This is a genomic window from Methylorubrum zatmanii (assembly GCF_014845115.1).
Lineage (GTDB): Bacteria > Pseudomonadota > Alphaproteobacteria > Rhizobiales > Beijerinckiaceae > Methylobacterium > Methylobacterium zatmanii.
Genome location: NZ_NKUI01000067.1, coordinates 1 through 16,921, shown reverse-complemented (window position 1 = coordinate 16,921; position 16,921 = coordinate 1). Strand labels below are relative to the sequence as shown.

Annotated in this window: 9 protein-coding genes; 5 read left to right on the top strand and 4 right to left on the bottom strand. The window is 72.4% G+C overall.

Annotation, left to right across the window (positions count from 1 at the left end; translation table 11 throughout):
• Window positions 1-106 precede the first annotated feature (106 nt).
• Window positions 107-463: an Hpt domain-containing protein gene (locus tag MZTS_RS09545; protein WP_192283521.1), complete on the bottom strand. Its 357-nt coding sequence runs from the start codon at window positions 461-463 to the stop codon at window positions 107-109.
• A 326-nt stretch (window positions 464-789) separates the two neighbouring features.
• On the opposite strand from MZTS_RS09545, the gene MZTS_RS09540 reads away from it, so the two are divergent.
• Complete coding sequence (locus MZTS_RS09540; RefSeq protein WP_192283519.1) at window positions 790-8,850, top strand: apolipoprotein A-IV repeat region-like domain-containing protein; 8,061 nt, start codon at window positions 790-792, stop codon at window positions 8,848-8,850.
• A gap of 216 nt (window positions 8,851-9,066) precedes the next feature.
• Here MZTS_RS09540 and MZTS_RS09535 read toward each other — a convergent pair whose 3' ends face one another.
• The 3 genes from MZTS_RS09535 to MZTS_RS09525 all read right to left on the bottom strand — a co-directional run bounded on the left by MZTS_RS09535 (window position 9,067) and on the right by MZTS_RS09525 (window position 12,892).
• A complete protein-coding gene (locus MZTS_RS09535; RefSeq protein ID WP_192283517.1) occupies window positions 9,067-10,770 on the bottom strand; it encodes a DEAD/DEAH box helicase in 1,704 nt (567 codons plus the stop codon).
• A 194-nt stretch (window positions 10,771-10,964) separates the two neighbouring features.
• On the bottom strand, window positions 10,965-11,636 hold the full coding sequence (locus MZTS_RS09530) for a sulfotransferase domain-containing protein (protein ID WP_009865632.1): 672 nt from the start codon (window positions 11,634-11,636) through the stop codon (window positions 10,965-10,967).
• A gap of 200 nt (window positions 11,637-11,836) precedes the next feature.
• Window positions 11,837-12,892, bottom strand: a complete 1,056-nt coding sequence (locus tag MZTS_RS09525) for an HD-GYP domain-containing protein (RefSeq protein WP_192283523.1) — start codon at window positions 12,890-12,892, stop codon at window positions 11,837-11,839.
• 521 nt (window positions 12,893-13,413) lie between these two features.
• On the opposite strand from MZTS_RS09525, the gene MZTS_RS09520 reads away from it, so the two are divergent.
• The 4 genes from MZTS_RS09520 to accD all read left to right on the top strand — a co-directional run.
• Window positions 13,414-13,830 (top strand): HIT domain-containing protein, encoded by a 417-nt coding sequence (locus tag MZTS_RS09520; RefSeq protein WP_192283515.1) that lies wholly within the window; start codon window positions 13,414-13,416, stop codon window positions 13,828-13,830.
• A gap of 10 nt (window positions 13,831-13,840) precedes the next feature.
• Window positions 13,841-14,821, top strand: coding sequence for an NAD(+) diphosphatase (nudC, locus tag MZTS_RS09515; protein ID WP_192283513.1), 981 nt, complete (start codon window positions 13,841-13,843; stop codon window positions 14,819-14,821).
• A 153-nt stretch (window positions 14,822-14,974) separates the two neighbouring features.
• Complete coding sequence (gene trpA / locus MZTS_RS09510; protein WP_192283511.1) at window positions 14,975-15,832, top strand: tryptophan synthase subunit alpha; 858 nt, start codon at window positions 14,975-14,977, stop codon at window positions 15,830-15,832.
• Window positions 15,833-16,025: 193 nt separating this feature from the next.
• The coding region (accD, locus tag MZTS_RS09505) for an acetyl-CoA carboxylase, carboxyltransferase subunit beta (RefSeq protein WP_192283509.1) at window positions 16,026-16,921 on the top strand (896 nt) is incomplete at its 3' end.

The following is a 16,921-nucleotide window of genomic DNA, read 5'->3' as shown; positions in this document are numbered from 1 at the left end:
CGGTGCGGAGCCTCCGAGTGCCAACGGTGGACGGGCGTTTTCCCGTCGCGCCTGGATCACCCCGCCCACCCCGCCCGCGACCGGCTTCCCCGGAACCGGGGAAACCTCACCCTGCCGGCTCGATGCCGGCGACGAGCACACATGTCTCGGTGACAGCCTGACCCAGGGCCGGGAGCGGCGTCTCGGTGCCCGTCCGCAATCCGGTCTCGACGGCGGCGCTGGCCGCGGCCACCCGCATCGCCCCGACCCCCAGGGCCGCGCCCTTGAGGGTATGGGCGAGGTCGGCCCGCTCCTGCGCCGGCCTGCCTTCCTCCGAGAGGGCCGGCAGCAGCCGGCGGCACTGGCCTACGAACAGGGCCAGGACCTCCCGGGCGAGGTCCGCGTCGCCGAAGGTCTGCGCGTCGAGATGGGCCCGGTCGAGCAGGGGGGCGGACGCGTCCGGGGTCGGCCTGAGGGAGTCCATGTCCTTCGATCCGGTAATCGGTCGGTGCGTGGGGCCGCCGGGAGGCGCCGTGCGGCGAGGTGCCTGTGGGCGGCCGGGTCTATCCACAGCCGAGGGCGGGTGCGGGCGTACCCGTTTAAGCCTTGGCGCGTCAGAACTTGAAGCGGGTGCCCGCTGCCGGGCCCCGGTTTGGTAACCATTCCGTTAAGGTTTCTTGGGTGCGCCGGACTGATCGGGTATTCGGCGTGTGACCCGAGGGACTAAAGTCACCCGGTAAACGGGTAAATCCGTCTCCGCTGCGGAGGGCTCGCGCTCCCTGCCGGACGGCGATGCGTACGAGGCGTTGCATGGCCACCGAGAAGAAGCTGAAAGATCCGGCAGAGGCCGCCCTCTCCGCGATCGAGCAGGCTTTGAATCTGGATATCCCTGCCCCCGGCGACTCCGCCCGGGTCGAGCCGCGCCTGCCCGATGTCGGCGACGGCGATCCGCTGGCCGATCCCTTCTCCGCGTCCCTGGCCGAGGCCGGCGGACGCCGCATCCCCCATCTCGACATCGACCCGGTCGCCTCGGAAGTGCCGCCGCCGGAGCGCGGACGCTCCCGCCGCGAGGGCGGCCTGCTGCCGCCGGACCGCTCGCTGGTGGCCAACGACGACCGCCAGAACATCGGCATCCTGCAGCAGACTCTGCGCGTCCGCCCCTCGCGCAAGCCCTATCTCTTCGCCGCCATCGCTTCCTTCCTCTGGCTCAATGGCTTGGTGGCGCTTGCCTGGAACCAGTCCGGCGGCGACCTCAAATCCTTCATCACCGGGCTCACCGCCCTCCAGACGGCGGTTGTCGCGGCCGCCATCGCCGGCCCGATCGTGCTGTTCCTCATCACCGCGATGCTGGCCGTGCGCGCCCACGAGATGCGCCTCGTCGCCCGTGCCGTCGGTGAGGTGGCGATCCGCCTGGCCGAGCCGGAAAGCTTCTCGACCGATGCGGTGCTGACCATGTCGCAGACCGTCCGCCGCGAGGTCGCCGCCGTCGGCGACGGCGTGGAGCGGGCGCTGGCTCGTGCCGGCGAGCTGGAAACCCTGGTGCGCGGCGAGATCTCGACCCTGGAGCGGGCCTATTCCGACAACGAGATCCGCATCCGCAGCCTCGTCGACGAGCTGATCGCCCAGCGGGAATCCATCGTCGCCAATGCCGACCGGGTGCGCGGGGCGATTACCGGCTCGCACGAGAGCCTGTCGAGCGAGCTGGACGGCGCGGCCGAGCGGATCGTCGCGGCGATCAACGGGGCCGGCGAGCGGGTGACCGGGGCGCTCGATGCCCGCGGCAACGAGATCACGGCGGCCCTGGGCGAGGTCGGCGAGCGGGTGGTCGGCAACGTCTCGACCCGGGGCGACGACCTGATCCGCCAGCTCAACGCCACCAGCGAGGGTGTGCGCGGCGGCCTCGAAGAAATCGGCAGCACCCTGACCGTGACGCTGCAGCAGCGCGCCGACGAGGTGACCCAGGCCTTCGAGCGCACGGGCGGGGCCCTGACCCGGACGCTGGCCGACAATGCCGGCTCGGTCGCGCAATCGCTGTCGGAGACCGGCAGCAGCCTGATCGAGGCCCTCGACCGCCAGGGGCAGTCCGTGCGCGAGACCTTCGAGCGCTCGACCCGGAGCCTGGAGGAGACCTTCCTGTCCCGCGGTGGCGAGCTGACCGAGCGCTTCGCCCAGACCGGCGGCGAGATCACCGCCCGCTTCGCCCAGACCGGCACGGCGATTGCCGAGGATATCGCCGCTCGCGGCGCTTCCCTGCGCACCGAGATCGAGGCCGCCGGCACCGGCGTCTCCGAGCTGATCGAGGGGCGTGGGCGCGATGCGCAGGCCGCCCTGGCGCTGGCCGCCGGCAGCGTCGCCGACGACTTCTCGACCCGGATGGACCGCGTCCGCGACGCGTTCCTGGCCTCCGCCACCCGTGCCGCCGAGACCATGGATGGCCGCGGCCTCGAACTTGCCGGCCGGATCGAGGCGGCGGCGTCCCGCGTCGATGACGCCATCTCCGTGCAGGGCGGTGCCCTCGCCGCCCAGCTCGATGCGGCGGGCGAGCGCGTCGTGGACCTGATGACGGACCGCGCGGCGCGGGCGACGACGACCGTCGAGCAGGCGCTGGCCGGGCTCGGCAGCGGTTTCGCGGCGCATGCCGCCGGCACCGCCGAGAGCCTGCGCGAGACGGTGGCCCGCCTCGCCGCGGAGCTCGAGGCCCGGACCGGCACCACCCATGACCGCATCCGTCACGGCACCGAAGCCGCGACCGCGGCCGTCGTCGCCAGTGTCGAGGAGGCCGAGGGCCGTCTGCGCGCGGCGGCGGAGGCCATGCGCGGCGTGCTGTCCGACCGCACCGCCGAATCCGCCGCGCTGATGCAGCGCACCGTCGAGGAGAGCGCCGGCACGGCGCAGGCGCAGGCCGCCGCCCTGGTCGCGCGCTTCGCCGATGCCGCCGAGGCCCTGCGCCGGGCCGCGGACGAGGCCGCGGCTTCCGTCGAGACCCGCTCGGACGACGTGGTCAGCCGCTTCCAGGCTGCCGCCGACAGGGTCGGGGGCGAATTGGACCGCCGCAGCGAGGGCGCCTCGCAGGCGCTCCACGCCGCGATCCAGGAGGTCGCCGGGCTCGGCACCGCCTTCACGGCCAACGCGACCGGCACCGCCGAGAGCCTGCGCGAGACGGTGGCCCGCCTCGCCGAGGAACTCGAGGCCCGGACCGGCACCGCCCATGACGGCATCCGTCACGGCACCGAAGCCGCGACCGCGGCGGTCGTCGCCAGTGTCGAGGAGGCCGAGAGCCGCCTGCGCGCGGCGGCGGAGGCCATGCGCGGCGTCCTGTCCGACCGCACCGCCGAATCCGCCGCGCTGATGCAGCGCACCGTCGAGGAGAGCGCCGGCACAGCGCAGGCGCAGGCCGCCGCCCTGGTCGCGCGCTTCGCCGATGCCGCCGAAGCCCTGCGCCGGGCCGCGGACGAGGCCGCGGCTTCCGTCGAGACCCGCTCGGACGACGTGGTCAGCCGCTTCCAGGCTGCCGCCGACCGCGTCGGGGGGGAACTCGACCGCCGCAGCGAGGGCGCCTCGCAGGCGCTCCACGCCGCGATCCAGCGCATGGCCGATGAGCTGTCCGCCCGCAGCATCGATGCGACGGGGGCCCTGGCGCTCGCCGCCGCCCATGCCGGTGGCGAGATCGGCAACCGCACCGATCAGTCGATGCAGGCCCTCCACGACCTCATCCAGCGGGTCGCCGACGAGATCGGTGCCCGCGGCTCGGAGGCCGCCGTGGCCCTGTCGCTGGCGGCGGCCCAGGCGGGCGGCGAGATCGGCAGCCGCGCCGATCTCTCGGCCCAATCCCTGCGCGATCTGCTGCGTCAGGTTCGCGAGGAGATCGACGCCCGCAGCGCCGAGGTGACCGACGCCCTCGCCCGGACCGCCGCGCAGGTCGGCGGTGAGATCGGCACCCGCACGGAGGATTCGCTCCAGGCCCTGCGGGAGACGCTTGCCCGTGTCGGCGACGAGCTGTCCGCCCGCGGCCAGGAGGTGACCGGGGCCCTTGCCCGTGCGGCCGAGCAGGCCGGTGGCGAGGTCGGCGGCCGCATGGAGCGCGCGCTGGAAGCCCTGCGCGATTCCCTCCAGCGCCTGAGCGAGGAGGTGACCGCCCGCGGCGAGGCGACGGTGCAGGCCCTGTCCCGCACCGCCGACGGCGTCGGCGCCGAGCTGTCCGATCGCCTGGTCGCGCTCGAGGACGGCCTCGGCAAGACCGGCCGGGGCGCCGCGGCGCTCATCGCCAGCCAGTCGGACGAGGCCCAGGCCCGTCTCGAAGGCGCCGGCCGCGAGGTCATGCTGGCGATCGCCGGTCACGTCTCGCAAGTCGGCGATGCGCTCCACCAGAGCCATGCCGCCTTCGCCGAGACCGCCGACAGCCGCGCTCGCGCGGTGGAGGAGGTGCTCGGCAACCGCCTCGCCGCCCTGCAGGAGACCATCGCCCGCGGCGACATCATCGCCGACCGCATCGCCGGGAACACCCAGGCGCTCGGCGACACCCTCTCGTCGCGGCTCACGGAGATCGACCGGGTCATTGCCGTGCAGGGCAGCGCCCTGGCGGACTCCCTGGCCGAGCGGGCCCGCCTCGCCGGCGAGACCGTCGAGGCGCGCCTCGGCGAGATGGAGGCCCTTTCCGCCAAGCGCGCCGCCGAGATCGGCGAGAGCTTCGCGGCCCTGATCGGCCATGTCGACACCCGTCTCGGCGCCCGCGCCAACGCCCTCAACGAGGCGCTGGTGCTGCGTGCCGCCGAGATCGCCCGCACCCTCGACGAGGGCAACCGGACCCTGACGGAGGGCCTCGACCGGCGCGCCGAGGGAACCGTGCAGGACATCGCCGCGCGCAGCCGCGCCGTCGGCGAGGCCCTTGCCGCCCGCGCTGCCGAGATCTCCGAGCGCCTCGAGCGCACGACCCAGGATCTCGCCCACCGTCTCGAGGCCGGGGCGGAGCGCCTCGATACCGGAGTCGTCGCCCGCCTCGACGCCCTCCACGGAGCCCTGGAGGAGCGTGCCCGCCAGCTCGACGACAGCTTCGGCATCCAGGCCCTGGAGGCGGTGCGCCTGATCGAGAGCCGCACCCGTGCCATCGACGGCGAGCTGAATGCCCGCATCCGCGACCTCGTCGCCCTGGTGGAGGGCCGCAGCGGCGGCGCGGCGGCCGCGCTCACCGGCCATATCGAGACCATCGCCCGCCTGTTCGACGAGCGCGCCGAGAGCCTCAACCACCTGTTCGACGAACGCGGCGGCGCACTCGCCGCCGAACTCGACCAGCGCGGCCGCGCGGCGGTGGAGACCCTCGACGGGCGCCTGTCGGAGATCACCCAGGCCCTCGAACAGGGCGGCGCCTCCCTCGGTGCCCTGCTCGACCGCCGCGGTACCGCCCTGCTCGCCGGTCTGCGCGACGTCATGGGGCAGGTCGATGGCCTGCTCGGCGACGGGGCCGGCCGTCTCGGCGAGACGCTCGATGCCCGCGCCGACGAGATCCGCGCTCAGCTCGACCGGACCCTCGACACCCTGCGCACCCTTCTGGACGAGCGCGCGCGCTCGGTTCAGGACATTCTCGACCACCGTGCCGGCGAGATCCGCGACACCCTCGATGGCCGCACGAACGATCTGCGCGGCCTGATGGAGGGCAGCGCCGGCCGGGTGCAGGGCGAGTTCGAGGCAGGCCTCGGCGCCCTGGCGGCGGCCCTGGAGGAGCGTGTGCGCACGGTGCGCGATGTCCTCGACGCCCGCAGCGCCGAGATCCGCGACACCCTCGACCACGGCACCAACGACCTGCGCGGCCTCGTGGACGTCAGCGCCGGCCAGGTTCGCGGCGAGTTCGACGCCGGGCTCAACGCCCTGCGCTCGGCCCTGGAGGAGCCGGCCCGCACGGTGCAGGAGCTGCTCGACAGCCGCGCGGGCGAGATCCGTGCGATCCTCGACGGCCGCACCGACGATCTGCGCACGACGCTTGAGGAGCGGACCCGTGCGGTCCAGAGCATTCTCGATCGCCGCACGGACGAGATCCGCGGGTTGCTCGACGGCCATGCCGGAAGCCTCGACGAAGGCTTCCAGTGGCGCATCCTGCCGCTACAGCAGGCGCTCACCGAGGGCGCGCGCGCCTTCATCGAGACCCTGGAGGGCGGCATCGGCCGCGCGGCGGGCGAGGTCGAGACCCGCACCCAGGGGCTCGTGGCCCTGTTCGACGACCGCCTCGGCGTGCTCGGCGAACTCGTCGATGGACGCGGCCTGATGATCGCGCAGACCGTCGAGACGCGGGCGCAGGAACTGCGCCGGCTGTTCGACGAGATCCACGCCACCCTCGACACCCTGGTCGATGACCGCTCGACAGCCCTGACCGGCCGCCTCGATGCCCAGACCAAGGCGATGACCGCCGTGTTCGACGAGCGGATGCGCAGTCTCGACGGGCTGATCGAGAACCGTGGCGGCGCCTTCGCCAAGCTGGTGGAGAGCCAGGCCGCCCTGCTGTCGCAGACCGTGGACGCGCGCAGCGAGGCCTTCACCGGCCGCATCGATGCCCGCCTGCGTGCCTTCGCCACCGTGGTGGCAACCCGCGCCGACGCCCTGGCCGAGGCCTTCGACGAGCGCCAGGAGGCCTATGCCGCCCTGATCGACGAGGGTACCGCGCGGATGGTCGCCGCCCTCGACGAGCGCGCCCGGCAACAGGCTGCCCTGGAGGAGAACGCCGAGGCGAGCCGCACCGCCTATGCCAGGATGATCGAGGAGGGCACCGCCCGCATGGTGGCCGCCCTCGACGAGCGCGCCCGCCGTCACGCGATCCTCGCGGAGGCCTTCGACCGCCAGAAGAACGCCTATACCGCCCTGATCGACGGCGGCACGGCCCGGATGATCGCGGCTTTGGACGAGCGGGCCCAGCGTCAGGCCCATCTCGCCGAGAGCTTCGACGAGCGCCAGAACGCCTACGCGGCCCTGGTCGACCAGGGGATCGTGCGGATGGGCGAGCTGCTCGACGAGCGCGCCCGGCGTCACGCCGCCGCGCTGCAGGACAGCGCCAACGCCCTCACCACTACCCTGGACCGGCGCGACGCGGTGCTGTCGCGGCTGGTCGAGGGGCCGGCTGCGGAGCTCGCTCAGGCCCTCGCGGAGCAGGGACAGGTCCTCGACCGCCTGCTGACCGACAAGGGCATGCCCCTCGTCGACGCCCTGCGCGAGCGCACCGACGCGATCGTCGTCCGCACCGTGGAATCCGCTCAGGCCCTGCGCGCGGCCCTGGACGAGGGGGCGGCGGCCTCCGCCGGTACCGTCGCCGAGGCTCACGAGCGGGTGCGCCGCGACGTTGCCGGCTTCCTCACCCGGATCGAGAACGCCAACGCCGCGCTCAAGGAACTGGTGGGCGACGCCGCGACCAATCTCGGCGCCATCGAGCAAGGGCTGGCGGAGCGCGTCTCGCAGATCCAGTCGGCTCTCGACCGGGTTGCCGCCGACACCGCCCAGGCCTCCGACCGGGTCTCGACCCAGGTCGCGGTCCTGCGCGAGACCTCGCAGGGGGCGCTCACCCAGGCCTCCGATCTGGCGCGGACGCTCGATGCCCGCGGCAAGGCGCTGGTGGAGAGCACCGGCGCCCATGTCGGCGCGCTGAGCGAGGCGGCCGAGACCCTGGAGGCCGTCGAGGGCCGGCTCGCCGAGAGCCTGTCGAGCCGGCAGGCGGTGGTCGATGCGGTGCTGGCTCGGATCGAGGAGCGCAGCCGGGCCATCGAGGCCCAGACCGGCCGGTTCGGCAGCATCGTCGAGGAGACCCTGCGCGCGGCCGAGGTCCGGGCACGGGAGCTGAGCGAGAGCCTGTCCCAGGCGGCCCGCGAGGCGGGTGCGGCGGTGGCCGGCGATTTCGAGCGTTTGCGCAGCGGCGCGGACGCGGAGAGCGCCCGCACGGCCGGCGCGGTGCGCGGTGCCATCGAGGAGGCCTCCGCCAAGATGATGGAGAGCCTCGGTTCCGCCTCCGGCCGCTTCGGCGAATCCGTCGCGCGGATGACCGAGATGGCCGCCGAGATCCGCCGCGAACTCGACGCCACCCGCGCCGATCTCCAGCGCGGGGTGCTGGAACTGCCCCGCGAGACCCAGGACGCCACGAGCGAGATGCGCCGCGTCGTCGCCGAGCAGATCGAGGCCCTGAACGAGCTGGCCGCGCTGGTGGCCCGCTCGAACCGCTCGGTCGATGTGGCCCAGCCGGCGGCGCAGAGCCGTGCCGTCGAGCAGCGCCGCGCGGCGGAAGCCGGTCGCCCGGCCCCCGCTCCGGCGGTGCCGGCCCGCAGCGCAGCCCAGGCTCCGGCCCAAGCTCCGGCACAGGCTCCGGCAGCCGCCCGGACCCAGCCGGCCGCTTCGCCCGCCGCCGTCCGTCCGGCCAGCCCGGCGCCGGTCCAGGGCCGGCCCGGCACCCGCGACAACCGCGGTTGGCTGTCGGACCTCCTGACCCGCGCCTCGATCGACGAGGAGGGCGCCGGGCCGGCGCCGGCTGCCGCGCCCGAGGCGAAGGCCAAGGTCGAGCGGATCTCCCTCGATGCGATCTCGACCGACATCGCCCGGATGGTGGACCATCAGGCTTCGGTCGAGTTCTGGCAGCGCTACCGCCGGGGCGATCCGAGCCTGTTCGACGGCCGCCTCTACACCCCGCAGGGCCGCCAGACCTTCGAGCAGATCCAGCGCCGCTACCGGGCGGATGCCGAGTTCCGCCGCACGGTCGACCGTTATGTCGGCGAGTTCGAGCGGCTGCTCGGCGAGGTGACGAAGAACGACCGCGACACCAAGCGGGCGGATGCCTACCTCACCTCCGAGACGGGCAAGGTCTACACCATGCTCGCCCATGCCAGCGGCCGCTTCGACGGGGTGTGAGGCGGGAGGCGATGACGGGAGGGGTTCCCTCTCCCGTCATCGCGAGCGGATGCGAAGCGATCCAGAGGCGCGACCCTTCCGGACAAAGCGGCGACCTGGATTGCTTTCGCCGAGCCTCGCAAGGACGCAAGGTGAGGCCGAGGCCTTCGACCGGAAACAAGATGAGAGGATGTCCGTCGAGCGAGGCGGCCCCCGCCTCGCCCGCGGATGCTCCGCTCAGCCGCGCTGGGCCTTGCCCGCCTCGCGGCGATGGCGCTGGGCACGGGGGCTCTTCGGTGCCTTGGCCGGGGCCGGCCCCTCGCCCTGCATCCGCTCGACTCGGACATCCGGCGGCCCGCGCCGGGCGAAGGCCGCCGCGAAATCCTCCGCCGCGCTGGCCCGCACCTCGAAGGTCGTCTCCCGGTCGAAGATCCGGATCGAGCCGATATCGCCGCGGCCGATCTGACCCCGCCGAGTCAGCATCGGCAGCAGGCGACGCGGCTCGACGCGGTCGCGTCGGCCGAGATTGAGCCGGAACCAGGCCGCCGGCTCGTCCTCGCCGACGCGGGGGGCACCGACCGGAATCCCGCTGCGCGTGTCCGACCGCCGACCCACCTCGAAGGACGGATCCGAGACCTCCTCGGGAACCGGGATGCGCGAGCGGTAGAGGCGGGCGAAGGCGGCGGCGAGACGCTCCGGGGGAAAACGCTCCAGCAGCGCCTCGGCCCAATCCTTCTCCCACTCGCGCTCCTCCTCCGTCTCCGGCTCGGAGAGGAGGGGATCGGACATCATCCGCTCGCGGTCGAGAACCCGGATCTCGTCCGCGTTGGGCGGGCCGCTCCAATCCGGGTTGACCTTGGCGATGGCGAACATCTGCTCGGCGCGCCGCCGCCGGGCGGGCGGCACCAGCACGACGCTGGTGCCCTTGCGGCCGGCGCGGCCGGTCCGGCCGGAGCGGTGCTGCATCACCTCGGCGTCGTGGGGCAGGTCGGCATGGATGACGAGGTCGAGGCCCGGCAGGTCGATGCCGCGGGCGGCGACGTCGGTGGCGACGCAGACCCGGGCGCGGCCGTCGCGCAGGGCCTGGAGCGCGGCGTTGCGCTCGCCCTGGCCCAGTTCACCCGAGAGGGCGACGGCGGAGAAGCCGCGCTCGGTCAGCGAGGCCTGGAGATGGCGCACCCCGTCGCGGGTGTTGCAGAACACGATGGCGACCGGCGCATCGACGTAGCGCAGCACGTTGACGACGGCGTGCTCGATCTCCCGCGGCATCACCCGCACCGCCCGGTAGACGATGTCGGCATGGCCACGGGTCTCGCCCGCCACGGCGAGGCGCAGGGCGTCGCGCTGGTAGCTTTCCGCCAGCGCCACGATCGCCTTCGGCAGGGTGGCCGAGAACAGCAGGGTGCGGCGATCCTCAGGCGTTGCCGCCAGGATGAATTCGAGATCCTCGCGGAAGCCCATGTCGAGCATCTCGTCGGCCTCGTCGAGGATGACGGCGCGAAGCCCCTCCGTGACCAGCCGGCCCCGCTCGAGGTGATCGCGCAGGCGTCCGGGAGTACCGACGACGATATGGGTGCCGGCTTCCAGGGCACGGGCCTCGCGGCGCGGATCCATGCCGCCGACGCAAGCGGCGACGCGGGCATTGGTCTGCGCGTAGAGCCAGGTCAGCTCCCGCTGGACCTGAAGCGCCAGTTCCCGGGTCGGGGCGATGGCGAGCGCCAGCGGCGCGCCCGGCGGCGGCAGGGCCTCCTCGGAACCGAGTAGCGTGCCGGCGATGGCCAGCCCGAAGGCAACGGTCTTGCCCGAGCCGGTCTGGGCCGAGACCAGCAGGTCGCGGTCGCCACCGGTATCGAGCACCGCCTGCTGGACGGGGGTGGGCTCGGCATAGTTGCGCTCGGTGAGCGCCCGCGCGAGGGGAGTGGGCAGAGTCGGAAATGGCAAGGAAAACGCGCCTTCAGGCCGGCGAATTCGGACCGGCATGCGGCCGGATCGGAATCGGGATCGGATGCCTTCTAGCGCCAAGCGGGCCCGCCGACCACTACGTGCACTGCGCAGGGGCGTTGCGCGCAGACGGGGGCGGGCGCCCGCCGGAGACAGGGGGCTGGCTGCCCGGAGGAGCGGAGGGAGCCGCGATGTCACGCCCCGATGGCGGGCGCGTCGTTCTCGTCATAGAGGCCGCTCCGGAACATCCAGGCATAGGATGCGCGTACGATCTCGACGGAGGCGGCATCGTAATAGTCTGCGATTGCCTTCCGCCGCGTCGTATTGATGTGAGAGAGGGGCTCCCCTTCGAGCAAGGTGATGTCCTTCAAGGCCTCGGAAAGCTCCGCTTCGAGATTCTCTACCCTGATGATCGACAATTGCGGCAGGGAGAACGTCTCGTCGATCCGGTGATAGCCTTCGGTATGCCAGAGATCGCAAGTGCCGTGCGTCTCCCACACCCACTGAAGGTACTCTCCGAAGGACAGGCGGGCGGCCTGTCGGACCGCTTCGAACAGAATCGGACTGTTCAGATCCCGGTCGACGCCCTCGTATTGAAGATTCTGCCGGTAATGTTCGTACACGGAAACCTCCCGATCGAACGGATTGCGCGTGACGACGAGCACCCGTTTGAAGGCGGCGGGAGGCTGGGCCAGGGCGGCACAGGCATAGCCGAGAGAGAAGGACAGCGAGGGGTGATTGCTGCCCAGGGTCGTCACGTCGCCTACCTGCGCCTGCGGCAGCGCGGATCTCAGATATTTGAGGAGCGACGTTCCAGCGGTCTTGGGATTGTGAACGAAAAGCAGCTGCCGGTTGAACAGGATCATTCCGAATTCTAAACTATCGCAGCCTCACGCACGAGAACTCGCGCCCAGGCCCGTATCTTGCGGCATCGACCGACGACGGTGGCACCATGCCGCGCAGCAAAAACCAACATAGGATATATAGGCGAGAGGAGTCCGGCCCGAAAAGGCGGCATCGCGCTCGCCCCGGGGCGGTGGTCCTTTCATCCAATCCCGCCCACGCTTCAGGATGACCGTTCCTGCACCAGGGCGACGATGTCGTCCCAGCGCGAGAGGAAGGCGGCCACGCAGGCCGGGTCGAAATGGCGCCCGGCTTCCGCCTCCAGATGGGCCCGAGCCTTCTCCAGCGGCCAGGCCGGCTTGTAGCTGCGGGCGGAGACCAGCGCGTCGAACACGTCGGCCACCGCCACGATCCGGCCGGACCGGGGGATCTCCTCCCCCTTCAGGCCGCGGGGATACCCGCTGCCGTCCCAGCGCTCGTGATGGGTCAGCGCGATCTCGGCGGCGATCTGGAGCAGGCGCGACGGGCTGTCATGCAGCATGTGGTAGCCGCGCAGGGCGTGCTGGCGCATCTCGTCCCACTCCTCGGGCGTGAGCGGGCCCGCCTTCATCAGGATGTGGTCCGGCACCCCGATCTTGCCGATGTCGTGCATGGTGGAGGCGAGTGCCACGTCGTCGGCCTCCGCCGAGGACAGGCCCAGCCCCTCGGCCACCGCGATGACGCAGCCCGCCACGCGGGTCAGGTGATCGCCGGCCTGATCGTCGCGGAACTCGGCGGCGAGCATCAGGCGGCGAACGAGCTCGCGCTCCCGGGCCGCGGCCTCGAGCATCGCCTTCGCCGCATCGCGTCGCATGGCGAGCGCCTGACGGTCGTTCTCCCGGCGCGCCAGGGCGAGTTCGAGCAGCACACCGACCCGCTCGTGCAATTCCAGGCCGTCGAAGGGCTTGGCCAGCACGTCGGTGGCACCGACCTCACGGCCGATCCGGCGCAGGGCCCGGGCCTCGCCGGCGGCCACGAGCAGGATGGGGGTGCGCGCGAGCGCCTCCTGCGCCCGCAGGGTCCGGATCAGGACGGGGGCGTCGAAGCGCTCGGCCTCGGCCTCCACCACGATCACGTCGGGATCCCGGGCGACGAGATCCTCGATCACCTGCGCCGAGACGGCGACGATGCAGGTGCTGCCGGGCAGGCCCCGCAGGGCCAGGACGAGGGGAGCCGGCGTCCGCGCCGCCACGATGGCGACGACCGCTCCCTCGTCTCCCTCCACCGCCGCGCCCGTCATCGCACCATCCACGGCAATCGCGGCGCGACGCGCCACGCCCCGCCTCTCGATCGCTGCGCCCAGGCGTGCCAAAATATGGTTAACCGACACTGAAATCACGTCGAGGCTCCCCGAGCGCGGCGATGCGGAACGGTCCGGCCCGCCGGGCCGTACCCTGCCATCACGTTTCGGGCCAAGGCCGATTTCCGTGTCGCATCGGCTCAACCGAGAGCCTGTTTGAGCTCACTGGCTTGGCAACACCCGCTTTCCTCATGCTGGGCGCCGAGCGACGGCTTAAGCCTCGAAGCGTCCCGGAACGGTCGAGCCCACGGCATTCCTCCGCTGGGAGAAGCGGCGAGGGGTGCTGCGAGGCTGCTGGCGGAGGGCCGCAATGAGGACCGTCATGGATACCGGAAGAGACGGCTCGAACAGGTTCTGAGAAACCGGCAATCCTGTTTCGGGCCGATGCCGGTCTTCCGTGTCGCATCGCCTCAACCGAAAATCGCCAAACACTTTTCGGGCCGATGCGCTAGATCCCCGCCATGACCGACGCCTTCACGCTCGATCCTCGGCTTGCCGCCGACACCCATCCGGTGGGCGACCTCGCCCTCTGCTCCGTCCTGCTGATGGACGATGCCCGCTTCCCGTGGCTGATCCTCGTCCCACGGCGGGACGGCTTGAGCGAACTCACGGACCTCACCCCGGAGGATGCGGCGACCGCCTTCGAGGAGATCCGCATCGCCACCCGCGTGATCATGGCGCTCTCCCGGCCGGACAAGGTGAACGTCGCCGCCCTCGGCAACGTGGTCGCGCAGCTCCACGTCCATGTCGTGGCCCGTTTCCGCTCGGATCCGGCCTGGCCGGGCCCGGTCTGGGGCGTCGGCGAGCGCAAGCCCTACCCGCCGCACGCCCGCGCTGCCCTTCTCGACCGGGCCGCCGCCCTGTTCGCGGCCGCGTGAGGGCGCACGGATGACGGGCTTCGCCGATACAGCCGGCCGGGACGCGCTCGCCTACAGCGCGAGCCGCCTCGTGCGCCACTCCGCCGAATTCGGCGCGGCTCCCTCCCTCGCCGAGGCCGGCCCGGAGGCCGGCATCGTCCTGATGGCGGGGGAGGCGGCCATCCTGCGCGCCCTCCCGGTGGAGGACATCGCGACGGCCCTGCTCGGTCCGGACGAGGCCGCGCGGGCGGGGACGCCCGCCGTCGAGATCTTCCTCGGCCGGGTCGAGGGGCGGCCGGTCTTCGCCGGTTCGGTTCAGGCGGAGGCGGCGGAAGCCTTTCCCGCCCCCGCCTACCGGGCGCTGGATCTGCGCGCCGTCGCCGCCGAGGGGGCGGTCGCCCGCGACGAGCAGGGTCTGCTGGCCACCGCGAAATCCCTGCTCGCCTGGCATGCGCGGCACGGTTTCTGCGCCAATTGCGGCCATCCGACCGTCATCGGCGCCGGGGGCTTCCGCCGGGAATGCGGCGCCTGCGGCCTCCACCACTTCCCGCGCACCGACCCGGTGGCGATCATGCTGGTACGGCGGGGCGAGGCCTGCCTGCTCGGGCGCGGGCGGCACTTCAAACCGGGGATGTATTCCTGCCTCGCCGGCTTCATCGAGCCGGGCGAGACGGTCGAGGATGGGGTGCGCCGGGAGACGCGGGAGGAGACCGGCGTCGTGGTCGGCGCCGTCGCCTATCACGCCTCGCAGCCCTGGCCCTTCCCGGCCTCCCTGATGATCGGCTGCGTCGCCGACGCCGTCTCCGAGGCGGTCACCACCGACCCGGAGGAAATGGAGGATGCGCGCTGGTTCTCACGGATGGAGGTGGCGCGGATGATCGCCGGCCGGCACCCGGAGGGCCTGACCGTTCCGCCCGCCACCGCCATCGCCCACCTGCTGCTGCACGACTGGGTGGAGGGTGTTTTCGACGCAGCCCCGGCCGCGGCGGATCCGGCCGCGTCTCCCGCCTGAGCCGGGCCGACCGGCACCGGTGAGGCCCCTCGGCTTCACGGAGGCGCGCTTATGGTGTAGGCGCGCGCCCTGGCCCGGAAGCCGGGGGCTGCTCGGCGGCCCCGAGGCCGATCCCCGGGCCTGACGCCGGAAGTGCCGCCGGGAGCGAGAACCATGACCGCCCGCATCGATGCCGCCTTCGCCCGCTGCCGCGCGGAAGGACGCGCCGCCCTCGTCACCTACGTGATGGCGGGCGACCCCGATCCGGAAACCTCGCTGAAGGTGCTGGAGGCGCTGCCGAAGGCCGGCGCCGACATCGTCGAATTCGGTCTGCCCTTCACCGACCCGATGGCCGACGGGCCGGCGATCCAAGCCGCCGGCCTGCGGGCGCTGAAGGTCGGCCAGGATTTGAGCGGCACGCTGGGCCTGGTGCGACGCTTCCGCGAAAGTGACGATCGGACGCCCGTCGTTCTGATGGGCTACTACAACCCGATCCACACTTACGGCGTCCCCCGTTTCCTGGAGGATGCCCAGGCCGCCGGCATCGACGGGTTGATCGTCGTCGATCTGCCGCCGGAGGAGGATGACGAACTCTGCCTCCCGGCCCGGGAGAAGGGCCTCGCCTTCATCCGCCTCGCCACCCCCACCACCGACGACCGCCGTCTCCCGGCGGTGCTCGCGAACACGGCGGGTTTCGTCTACTACGTGTCGATCACCGGCGTGACCGGCACGGCGACCCCGGATTTCGGCCGGGTCTCGCAGGCCGTTGCCCGGATCGCGGCGCATACCGATCTGCCCGTCGTCGTCGGGTTCGGGGTGAAGACCGGCGCCCATGCCGCCGAGATCGCCCGCGGCGCCGACGGCGTGGTGGTGGGCTCGGCCCTGGTGGATGCCCTCGCCCGCAGCCTCGAGACCGGGGATCGGGCCGGGAGCGGCACGGTGGAGGCGGTAGCCTCCCTCGTGCGCGAGCTGGCCGAGGGTGTGCGCAGCACCGCCAAGACGCCAGCCGAGACGGCGGCACGCGGGGCCTGAACCGCTCTCGCCACGCCAGGCCCGGCTGGGTCTCCTCGGCAGGCGGCGGCGACACGACGAAGGACGCATCGCTTCCAAGGGCGTCAGCCGGCTCCCGGGCCGAAGGGATGTGAAAGGCAATCACTTGGGCCGTCGTCGCGGGTCCGGCATCCGCGGCGGCAGCCCGAGGTGTCACGACAGGGAGTCTGACGCCATGGTCGAGGCGATGAACTGGATCTCGGAGGTCGTGCGGCCCCGGATCAAGACGCTGTTCAAGCGCGAGACGCCGGAAAACCTCTGGGTCAAATGCCCTGACACGGGGCAGATGGTCTTCCATAAGGAGGTCGAGCAGAACCACTGGGTCATCCCCGGCTCCGAGCACCATCTCAAGATGAGCGCCGCCGCGCGCCTCAAGATGATGTTCGACGAGGGCACCTGGATCGACGTGCCGCTGCCGGAGGTTCCCGCCGATCCGCTCAAGTTCCGCGACGAGAAGCGCTACGTCGACCGCCTCAAGGAGGCGCGCGCCAAGACCGGCATGGCCGACGCGTTCAAGATCGGCTTCGGCCGGGTCGGCGGCCTGCCGATGACGCTCGCGGCCCAGGAATTCGGCTTCATGGCCGGATCGCTCGGCATGGCGGCCGGCGAGGCCTTCGTCCGCGGCGCCGAGACGGCCCTGGAGAAGCGCACGCCCTACGTGCTGTTCTCGGCCTCCGGCGGCGCGCGCATGCAGGAGGGCATCCTCTCCCTGATGCAGATGCCGCGCACCACCGTGGCCGTGCGCCGCCTCAACGCCGCCCGGCTGCCCTACATCGTCGTGCTGACCAACCCGACCACCGGCGGCGTCACCGCCTCCTACGCCATGCTCGGCGACGTGCATCTGGCCGAGCCCGGCGCGCTGATCTGCTTCGCCGGCCCCCGCGTCATCGAGCAGACCATCCGCGAGAAGCTGCCCGACGGGTTCCAGCGGGCGGAGTATCTGCGCGACCACGGCATGGTCGATCAGGTGGTGCACCGGCACCAGCTCAAGGAAACGATCGGCCGGCTCTGCGGCCTGCTGATGGATGTGCGCCGGACACCCGGCTCCCCCGGCCCGGCCCCGGTGCCGAC

What these genes read in the sequence shown, in the direction of transcription:
- MZTS_RS09545 (WP_192283521.1), bottom strand. Translation starts at nt 463, where the DNA reads ATGGACTCCCTCAGGCCGACCCCGGACGCGTCCGCCCCCCTGCTCGAC.
- MZTS_RS09540 (WP_192283519.1), top strand. Translation starts at nt 790, where the DNA reads ATGGCCACCGAGAAGAAGCTGAAAGATCCGGCAGAGGCCGCCCTCTCC.
- MZTS_RS09530 (WP_009865632.1), bottom strand. Translation starts at nt 11,636, where the DNA reads ATGATCCTGTTCAACCGGCAGCTGCTTTTCGTTCACAATCCCAAGACC.
- MZTS_RS09525 (WP_192283523.1), bottom strand. Translation starts at nt 12,892, where the DNA reads ATGACGGGCGCGGCGGTGGAGGGAGACGAGGGAGCGGTCGTCGCCATC.
- MZTS_RS09520 (WP_192283515.1), top strand. Translation starts at nt 13,414, where the DNA reads ATGACCGACGCCTTCACGCTCGATCCTCGGCTTGCCGCCGACACCCAT.
- nudC (WP_192283513.1), top strand. Translation starts at nt 13,841, where the DNA reads ATGACGGGCTTCGCCGATACAGCCGGCCGGGACGCGCTCGCCTACAGC.
- trpA (WP_192283511.1), top strand. Translation starts at nt 14,975, where the DNA reads ATGACCGCCCGCATCGATGCCGCCTTCGCCCGCTGCCGCGCGGAAGGA.